A 7758-nucleotide genomic window follows, 5' to 3' on the forward strand; every position below is an offset into this window, starting at 1 on the left:
TTTAAGAAATCAAACGCGAGGATGAATGATGACTGCTATTACAGCGGGACTGGTTAAAGAACTCCGCACTCGGTCCGGTGCGGGCATGATGGATTGTAAGAAAGCGCTGAAGGAAACGGATGGCGACATGGACGCAGCGATCGACTGGCTGCGGACCAAAGGTCTCGCCACGGCGGCGAAAAAATCCGGCCGTGTTGCGGCGGAAGGTCTTGTTGGCGTTGCCGCAAGTGGCACCTCCGGCGCGGTGGTTGAAGTAAACGCCGAGACTGACTTTGTTGGCCGTAACGAAGATTTCCAGAAACTGGTAAGCGGTATTGCGGCGGTTGCTGCTGAAAAAGGTGGTAACGTCGATCAGATCAAGGCGGATACTTTCCCCGGTGGTTCTGACACTGTCGAGGCAAAACTGACTGAAGCCATTTCCACAATTGGTGAAAACATGGCGCTTCGCCGGGCGGCACAACTTAGCGTGAAGAACGGTGTTGTCGCGACATATGTGCATAACTCTGTAACCGACGGCCTTGGCAAGATCGGTATTCTGGTCGCCCTCGAAAGCGAAGGCGATACAGCAGCGCTCGCGGCCCTCGGTAAGCAGATTGCCATGCATGTTGCCGCAACGAGCCCGCAGTCAATCAGCGTGGCGGATCTCGATCCGGCGGCGGTTGATCGTGAGCGTGCGGTTCTCTCCCAGCAGGCCCGCGAATCCGGCAAGCCCGAAGAGATTATCGCCAAGATGGTCGAAGGCCGCCTCAGCAAGTTCTACAAGGACGTTGTCCTTCTGGAACAGACTTTCGTGATTGACGGCGAAAATACAGTCAAGGCCGCGATCGAGAATGTTGCCAAGGAAATTGGCAGCCCGATCGAAGTTGTCGGCATGGTCCGCTACGCCGTTGGCGAAGGGATCGAGAAGGAAGAAAGCGACTTCGCAGCCGAAGTCGCCGCCGCAGTACAATAAGCGCGGTGTGATGATGAATTTATGGCGGTCTCCACCAGAGGCCGCCATATTTTTATGTGCGGCTTCGCGGCTTTTCAAATCATACTTTTTCTGTATGCTGTCTTGCCGATGCCATTAACCATATGTACGAGTTGTGGGGAAGAATATGTCTGATAAGCCTCAGTATCGCAGGGTTCTCCTGAAATGTTCCGGTGAAGCACTTCTTGGAAACCAGCAATATGGTATTGATGTCGAGACAGTCTCCCGCATAGCAAAAGATATCGGTGTCGCCCATGATATGGGGGTCGAGGTGTGCGTGGTTGTTGGCGGTGGAAATATTTTCCGAGGCGTTTCCGGCACGGCAAAGGGAATGGACCGGTCCAGTGCGGATTATATGGGAATGCTGGCGACGGTGATGAATGCTCTCGGGCTTCAAAATGCGATTGAAGCCCTCGGCATGGATAGCCGGGTTTTGTCCGCTATTCCAATGTCTGCGGTGTGTGAGCCCTATATTCGCCGCCGCGCGGAACGTCACCTTGAAAAAGGCCGGATTGTAATATTCGCGGCCGGAACCGGTAATCCCTATTTCACGACGGATACAGCCGCCGCGCTTCGGGCGGCGGAAATGAAGTGTGATGCCCTGTTGAAGGGGACGAATGTGGACGGTGTCTATAACAAGGACCCGCGCCAGCATACCGACGCAGAGCGCTATGAGACACTTTCGCATCTTGATGTGCTGGCCAAAGACCTCAAGGTCATGGACGCGGCGGCAATCTCGCTCGCGCGGGAAAACAGTATTCCCATCCTTGTGTTTTCCATTCAGGAAGAAGGGGCCTTCGCCCGCGTCCTTAAAAAAGAAGGATGTTTCACAGAAGTTGTTTAGCGATATAATATCGTCTGGTTTATAGTTAAGAAGAGGTCGGGATAACCGTCCCGATGATGGAGGAGAGATAGAGATGGCGGCGCCAAATATGAAAGACCTCGAAAAACGCATGCAAGGAGCGCTTGAGGCGCTAAAGCATGAGTTTGCGGGACTGCGGACGGGTCGGGCGCATACTAGCTTGCTCGATACGGTCATGGTGGAAAGTTATGGCGCTTCCATGCCGATCAATCAGGTTGGCACGGTCAGCACACCGGAGCCGAGAATGCTGAGTGTTCAGGTTTGGGATACAACCAATGTCAAGGCCGTCGAAAAAGGGATCCGCAACTCCGGGCTGGGGCTCAATCCGGTTGTGGACGGCGGTATTGTCCGGGTTCCGATCCCTGAACTGACCGAGGAACGTCGCGCGGAACTTGCAAAAGTGGCTGCGACCTATGGGGAAAATGCGAAAATCGCTATCCGCAATGTTCGCCGCCACGGCATGGATGATGCCAAGGCAGCGGAAAAAGACGGGGATTATTCGGAAGATGATCGCAAGAAGGCGGAAGATGATATTCAGAAACTGACAGATAGTTATGTCGAAAATGTCGATAACATGCTGTCAGAGAAGCAGCAGGAAATCATGCAGGTCTGACGCATGACAGTCGTACCCTCTGCCGACACCGGCGCAACTATTATTCCGGAGCATGTTGCGATTATCATGGACGGGAACGGACGCTGGGCGGTGAAGCGTTCCCTGAAGCGGCTGCGCGGGCATGAGCAGGGGGCGGAAGCGGTGCGAGAGGCGCTTAAAGGATGTAACGAGCTTGGCATCCGCTATCTGACATTGTTTGCATTTTCATCCGAAAACTGGAGCCGACCGGTTGAGGAAATCAATCATCTTATGGGTCTATTCCGATTCTTCTTCAAAAAGGAAATTAAAGCCCTTTGCGATGCCGGGATACGGGTTAATTTTATTGGGAATACCAGTAAGTTGCCGGAAGATATTCAGGAACTGATTGAAGAGCTGAAAGTTCGGACAAAGGATAATAACAAGCTGGTTCTGACCCTTGCCCTCAGCTATGGCAGTCAGGCTGAAATTGTTGGCGCAATGCAGGCGTTGGGCGAAAAGATCAAGGCTGGCGAGCTCTCTCCCGGTGATATTGATGAGGATATGGTCGCACGCCATCTGGAAACGACGGGCCTGCCGGAGCCGGATCTCCTGATCCGCACCAGCGGCGAGCAGCGGCTGAGCAATTTTCTGCTCTGGCAATGCGCCTATACTGAATTTGTCTTTCTGGATGTACTCTGGCCGGACTTCAAGAAACAGGACCTGATTGCCGCGGTGGGGGAATATGGAAGCCGGAGCCGCAGGTACGGGGCCCTTTAAGTGCTTCTTTCTTCCCTGACTTCCTTGCAGCAACGGGTGATTTCCGCCCTTGTCCTTGCGCCTATTGCCATTGCGACGCTCTATTTTGGCGGCGTTTATTTTCTCCTCTTTCTGATCGGTGCGGCGGCGATCATGGCGTATGAATGGTGCCATGCCTCGCTTGAAAAATCCCCGGGACTGGCGACGCTTCTAACAGGGGCGAGCGTTGTCATCGCTCTGTTCCTTGTGCAAAAAGGATATTTTTTACAAGGAATTATCGTTCTTGTCTCAGGGGCTGTCTTAATGGTAGTGGCGGCAATTTTCCTCAAGAAAACTGATCGTATGATCTGGGCCCTGACAGGCCCTCTCTGTATCGGTCTGCCGGTCATTGCTCTTATCATGCTACGCGGTATCCCGGATGCGGGCTTTGCCGTGGCCTTTGGCCTGTTCCTTGTTATCTGGGCGACGGATATCGGCGCCTATTTCAGCGGGAAGTCGATTGGCGGACCCAAAATTGCCCCTTCCATCAGCCCCAACAAAACCTGGGCCGGCCTGATCGGCGGCATTATTTCTGCCATGATTGTCGCCTATCTTGTTAATCGTTACCTCATGGGTGGGCAGGCTGCGACAATTGGCGTACTGGGCCTTGGCGCGATCTGTGCTATTCTGGCGCAAGTGGGGGATTTTGCTGAATCCGCCTGGAAACGACATTTCGGGATCAAGGACGCAAGCAATCTGATTCCCGGCCATGGCGGTGTGATGGATCGGTTGGATGGCGTGTTCTTAACGGCACCAATGTTGATGGTAATTATCATGATAGTAAATGGGGTTTGGTGATGAGTTTGAGCGCCGCAGCAGCGAATACGTCTCCGAACGCGAAATCCGATGTAAGGCGTGTCAGTATTTTCGGCTCCACCGGCTCTGTCGGGGTGAGTACACTCGACCTCATCGCCGGCGCGCCGGGTAAATTCTCGGTCGATGTGCTGACGGCAAATGAGAATGTTGAACTGCTGGCGGAGCAGGCACGGCAGTTCGGCGCAGGCCTTGCGGTTATCGCAGATGAGAGCAAATACGCGGAACTAAAATCATTCCTTGCCGGAAGCGGTGTCGAGGTTGCGGCCGGGCGAGAGGCTCTGATCGCGGCGGCGGGCCGCAAAGTGGACTGGGTCATGCTGGCTATCGTCGGTGCGGCGGGTCTTGCGCCGGCACTTGCCGCGATCCGGACAGGTTCCATCATTGCTCTCGCCAATAAGGAGGCACTGGTCTGCAGTGGTGATCTCGTGCTGGGCGATGTGAAAAAATACGGGGCGACGCTTCTGCCGGTGGATAGCGAACATAATGCCATCTTTCAGGTGCTGGATTTTGACCAGATCGATAGTGTGGAGCGGTTGGTGCTAACAGCGTCAGGCGGACCGTTTCTTGATTTCTCCCTCGATCAGATGAAGTCCGTGACGCGTGCGCAGGCGCTTGCGCATCCGAACTGGGACATGGGTGCTAAAATTTCCATCGACAGCGCGACGATGATGAACAAGGGGCTGGAATATATCGAGGCGGTTCGTTTGTTTCCCGTGGCGCCGGAGAAAATTGATATTCTCGTTCATCCGCAGTCGGTTATCCACAGCATGGTGGAATATCGCGATGGCTCCGTTCTGGCGCAGATGGGCGCGCCGGATATGCGCACGCCGATTTCCTACACACTCGGTTGGCCGGAGCGGCATAGTTTCCCCGCCGAGCGATTGAACCTCGCAAAAACCGGATCGTTGACATTTTGTGAGCCGGATACTGTTAGATTCCCGGCCATCAGGCTTGCGCGCGAAGCGCTTAACACTGGAAAATCGGCGCCAACGACCTTAAATGCCTCTAATGAAGTGGCGGTTCAAGGCTTTCTGAGCGGAGAGATCGGATTTCTGGATATTGCCGCGGTTGTCGAGGAATGCCTGACCCGCGCAAAGCTTGTCGAACTGGCCTCGATTGAGGATATATTTGAATGCGATAGGCAAAGCCGGGAAATAGCGCGCACCGTCATAGCGTCAATCTAAGCGGAAATCGAAAGCGGTAGAGTTACATGAATTTTCTCATTGAAAACTGGATATACATCCCGGCATTTGTCGTCGTTATCACGGTTCTTGTGTTTGTCCATGAGTATGGGCATTACAAGGTGGCGCGTCTTTGTGGCGTTAAAGTGGACGCCTTCGCGATCGGTTTCGGTCCCGAACTCTGGGGGCGATATGATAAAAATGGATGCAGGTGGAAAGTCTGTGCTGTTCCGTTTGGGGGATATGTCAAGTTTCACGGGGACGCCGGCGTGGCAAGTGATGCGTCGGACGATGTCGATGACATGTCCGAAGAAGAGAAGAAAGTCAGCTTCCATCATAAATCGCTACTTCAGCGCACCGCCGTTGTTTTCGCCGGTCCGGCGGCCAATTTCATCTTTGCGATTGTCGCCATGGCGATCCTCTTTATGGCGCTTGGTCAGGCGCAGACCCCGCCGGTCGCTGGTGAGGTGCAGGCAGAGAGCGCAGCGGCGGAAGCCGGGATTGAAGTCGGTGATCGTGTGTTGTCCGTGAATGGCTCGGAGATTGGCAGTTTTGAGGAGCTGCGCCGAACCGTTCTTGTCGGACTTGATGAACCTCTCAAGATGAAAGTTGATCGCGGAGGGCGTATTGTTGATGTATCCGTCACGCCACATATTGTTGAAGAAATTGACGCCGATGGCAATGTGCAACGCATTGGCCGCCTCGGAATCGTCTCAACGGGGCGGGAGTTTGTAAAACACGGTCCTATCAGCGCCTTTACGAGTGCCATCGATCAGACGTGGTTTATCACCACGGCAACGCTGAAAGGCGTTGGGCAGATGTTCGCCGGAACACGGGACACGAAGGAGCTGAGCGGCCCGCTTGGCATTCTTAAGATGTCCGGCGATGCGGCAAAAAGGGGGGAGGGGTTGCTTGATAACGCCCTGTCACTCTTCAACTTTATGATCTTTGTCTCCATCAGCCTCGGCCTGATTAATCTGTTTCCGGTTCCGATGCTCGATGGCGGACATCTCGCCTTTTACGCCTATGAGGCCGTACGCGGCAAACCACCCTCCGCAAAAGCCATGGATTTTAGTTTCAGAATTGGACTATCGCTCGTACTGATGCTAATGGTATTTGCCACATGGAATGACATCAACAAACCGTGGGTAAAAGATTTTTTCACAGGCATGTTTTCCTGACAGGACAGGTCTGATAAAACTGATCGACGTTAATTGAGGCTGTCCGCTCAGGGGGGTGGGATTTTGCGCGTTTTTGTATTACTTGCGGTGTTCGCATTTGCAACGCTCTCGGCGACGCTGTCGATCAGCCCGCATGTTTACGCGCAATCATCAATTATTATCTCCGAAGTCCGGGTGGAGGGTAACCAGCGGATCGAGGATGACACTGTAAAATCCTATCTGCTTGTGACCGCCGGAACGCCCTATGATCGGTCCCGTGTCGACCGATCGCTCAAGGCGCTCTTTAATACCGGCTTGTTCGCGGATGTTTCCATCCGCCAGGACGGAACGGTGCTGATCGTGGATGTCGTTGAGAACCCCATTATCAACCGTCTCGCGTTCGAGGGGAACCGCCGTATTGAAGACGAGACGCTAACGTCGGAAATCCAGCTCCGGCCGCGTATTGTCTATACCCGTGCAAGGGTGCAGAACGATGTACAGCGCATTATCACGGTTTACCGTCGCAGCGGTCGCTTCGCCGCAACCGTTGAACCGAAGGTCATCCTGCTGCCGGAGAATCGCGTTGATCTTGTTTTTGAGATCAATGAAGGCGAAGAGACGGGCATCAAGAAAATTCGCTTCTACGGAAATAAGAATTTCAGCGACAGCCAGTTGCTGGGCGAGATTTCAACGGAAGAAACCCGCTGGTATAATTTTCTCTCGGATTCGGATACCTATGATCCGGATCGCCTGACGTTTGACCGCGAACTGTTGCGTAAATTCTACCTCTCCAAAGGATATGCCGATTTCCGTGTGGTCTCGGCCATTGCCGAACTGACACCGGACAGGGATGGGTTTTTCATTACTTTTGCCGTTGAAGAGGGTCCGAAATACCAATTTGGCGCCATTGACGTCAAGAGTGAGATCAAGGATGTCTCGCCTGAATCCTTGATGGAGCAGGTGACGACGATCGAAGGCGAGACCTATAATGCCGACAAGATAGAAGACACCATCCAGAAAATTACCTTCGAACTCGGCAAGCTCGGCTATGCGTTCGTAAATGTACGCCCGCGCATTGACCGTGATCGTGAAAACCTGAAAATTTCGGTTACGTACGAAGTCAATAAGGGACCACGGGTCTATGTTGAGCGAATTAATATTACGGGCAACGTCCGGACCCTTGACTATGTGATCCGGCGGGAGATGAGGCTCGCTGAAGGGGACGCCTTTAACACGGCCCTCCTGCGGCTTTCGCAATCGCGGGTTCGCGGCCTTGATTTCTTTGAAAAGGTTGATGTGACACAGGATGAGGGAACGGACGCCGACAAGACAATTATCAATGTTGATGTGCAGGAAAAATCAACAGGGGAGCTCAGCGTCGGTGCCGGCTTCTCCACGACGGA

Annotated in this window: 8 protein-coding genes; all 8 read left to right on the forward strand. The window is 53.6% G+C overall.

Translation table 11 applies throughout. From position 1 onward, the window contains the following. The first annotated feature begins 28 nt into the window (after window positions 1-28). Complete coding sequence (gene tsf / locus P1U71_RS15425) at window positions 29-952, forward strand: translation elongation factor Ts (protein ID WP_301106520.1); 924 nt, start codon at window positions 29-31, stop codon at window positions 950-952. Between the two features lie 145 nt (window positions 953-1097). After that, window positions 1098-1814, forward strand: a complete 717-nt coding sequence (gene pyrH, locus P1U71_RS15430; RefSeq protein WP_301106521.1) for a UMP kinase — start codon at window positions 1098-1100, stop codon at window positions 1812-1814. Window positions 1815-1887: 73 nt separating this feature from the next. Beyond that, window positions 1888-2445 (forward strand): ribosome recycling factor, encoded by a 558-nt coding sequence (gene frr / locus P1U71_RS15435; protein ID WP_301106522.1) that lies wholly within the window; start codon window positions 1888-1890, stop codon window positions 2443-2445. Window positions 2446-2448: 3 nt separating this feature from the next. Next, the gene (locus P1U71_RS15440; protein WP_301106523.1) at window positions 2449-3180 is read left to right on the forward strand and encodes an isoprenyl transferase; all 732 of its coding nucleotides are present in this window, start codon (window positions 2449-2451) and stop codon (window positions 3178-3180) included. After that, window positions 3181-3996: a phosphatidate cytidylyltransferase gene (locus P1U71_RS15445; RefSeq protein WP_301106524.1), complete on the forward strand. Its 816-nt coding sequence runs from the start codon at window positions 3181-3183 to the stop codon at window positions 3994-3996. Beyond that, on the forward strand, window positions 3996-5198 hold the full coding sequence (gene dxr, locus P1U71_RS15450; RefSeq protein ID WP_301106525.1) for a 1-deoxy-D-xylulose-5-phosphate reductoisomerase: 1203 nt from the start codon (window positions 3996-3998) through the stop codon (window positions 5196-5198). The genes P1U71_RS15445 and dxr overlap by 1 nt, the downstream gene beginning before the upstream one ends. Window positions 5199-5224: 26 nt before the next feature. Next, on the forward strand, window positions 5225-6376 hold the full coding sequence (rseP, locus tag P1U71_RS15455) for an RIP metalloprotease RseP (protein WP_301106526.1): 1152 nt from the start codon (window positions 5225-5227) through the stop codon (window positions 6374-6376). Window positions 6377-6439: 63 nt separating this feature from the next. Continuing rightward, the coding region (bamA, locus tag P1U71_RS15460) for an outer membrane protein assembly factor BamA (protein WP_301106527.1) at window positions 6440-7758 on the forward strand (1319 nt) is incomplete at its 3' end.

Origin of the sequence: Sneathiella sp. (assembly GCF_029233945.1) — a bacterium.
GTDB lineage: Bacteria > Pseudomonadota > Alphaproteobacteria > Sneathiellales > Sneathiellaceae > Sneathiella.

What these genes read in the sequence shown, in the direction of transcription:
- rseP (WP_301106526.1), top strand. Translation starts at nt 5,225, where the DNA reads ATGAATTTTCTCATTGAAAACTGGATATACATCCCGGCATTTGTCGTC.
- pyrH (WP_301106521.1), top strand. Translation starts at nt 1,098, where the DNA reads ATGTCTGATAAGCCTCAGTATCGCAGGGTTCTCCTGAAATGTTCCGGT.
- dxr (WP_301106525.1), top strand. Translation starts at nt 3,996, where the DNA reads ATGAGTTTGAGCGCCGCAGCAGCGAATACGTCTCCGAACGCGAAATCC.
- P1U71_RS15440 (WP_301106523.1), top strand. Translation starts at nt 2,449, where the DNA reads ATGACAGTCGTACCCTCTGCCGACACCGGCGCAACTATTATTCCGGAG.
- frr (WP_301106522.1), top strand. Translation starts at nt 1,888, where the DNA reads ATGGCGGCGCCAAATATGAAAGACCTCGAAAAACGCATGCAAGGAGCG.
- tsf (WP_301106520.1), top strand. Translation starts at nt 29, where the DNA reads ATGACTGCTATTACAGCGGGACTGGTTAAAGAACTCCGCACTCGGTCC.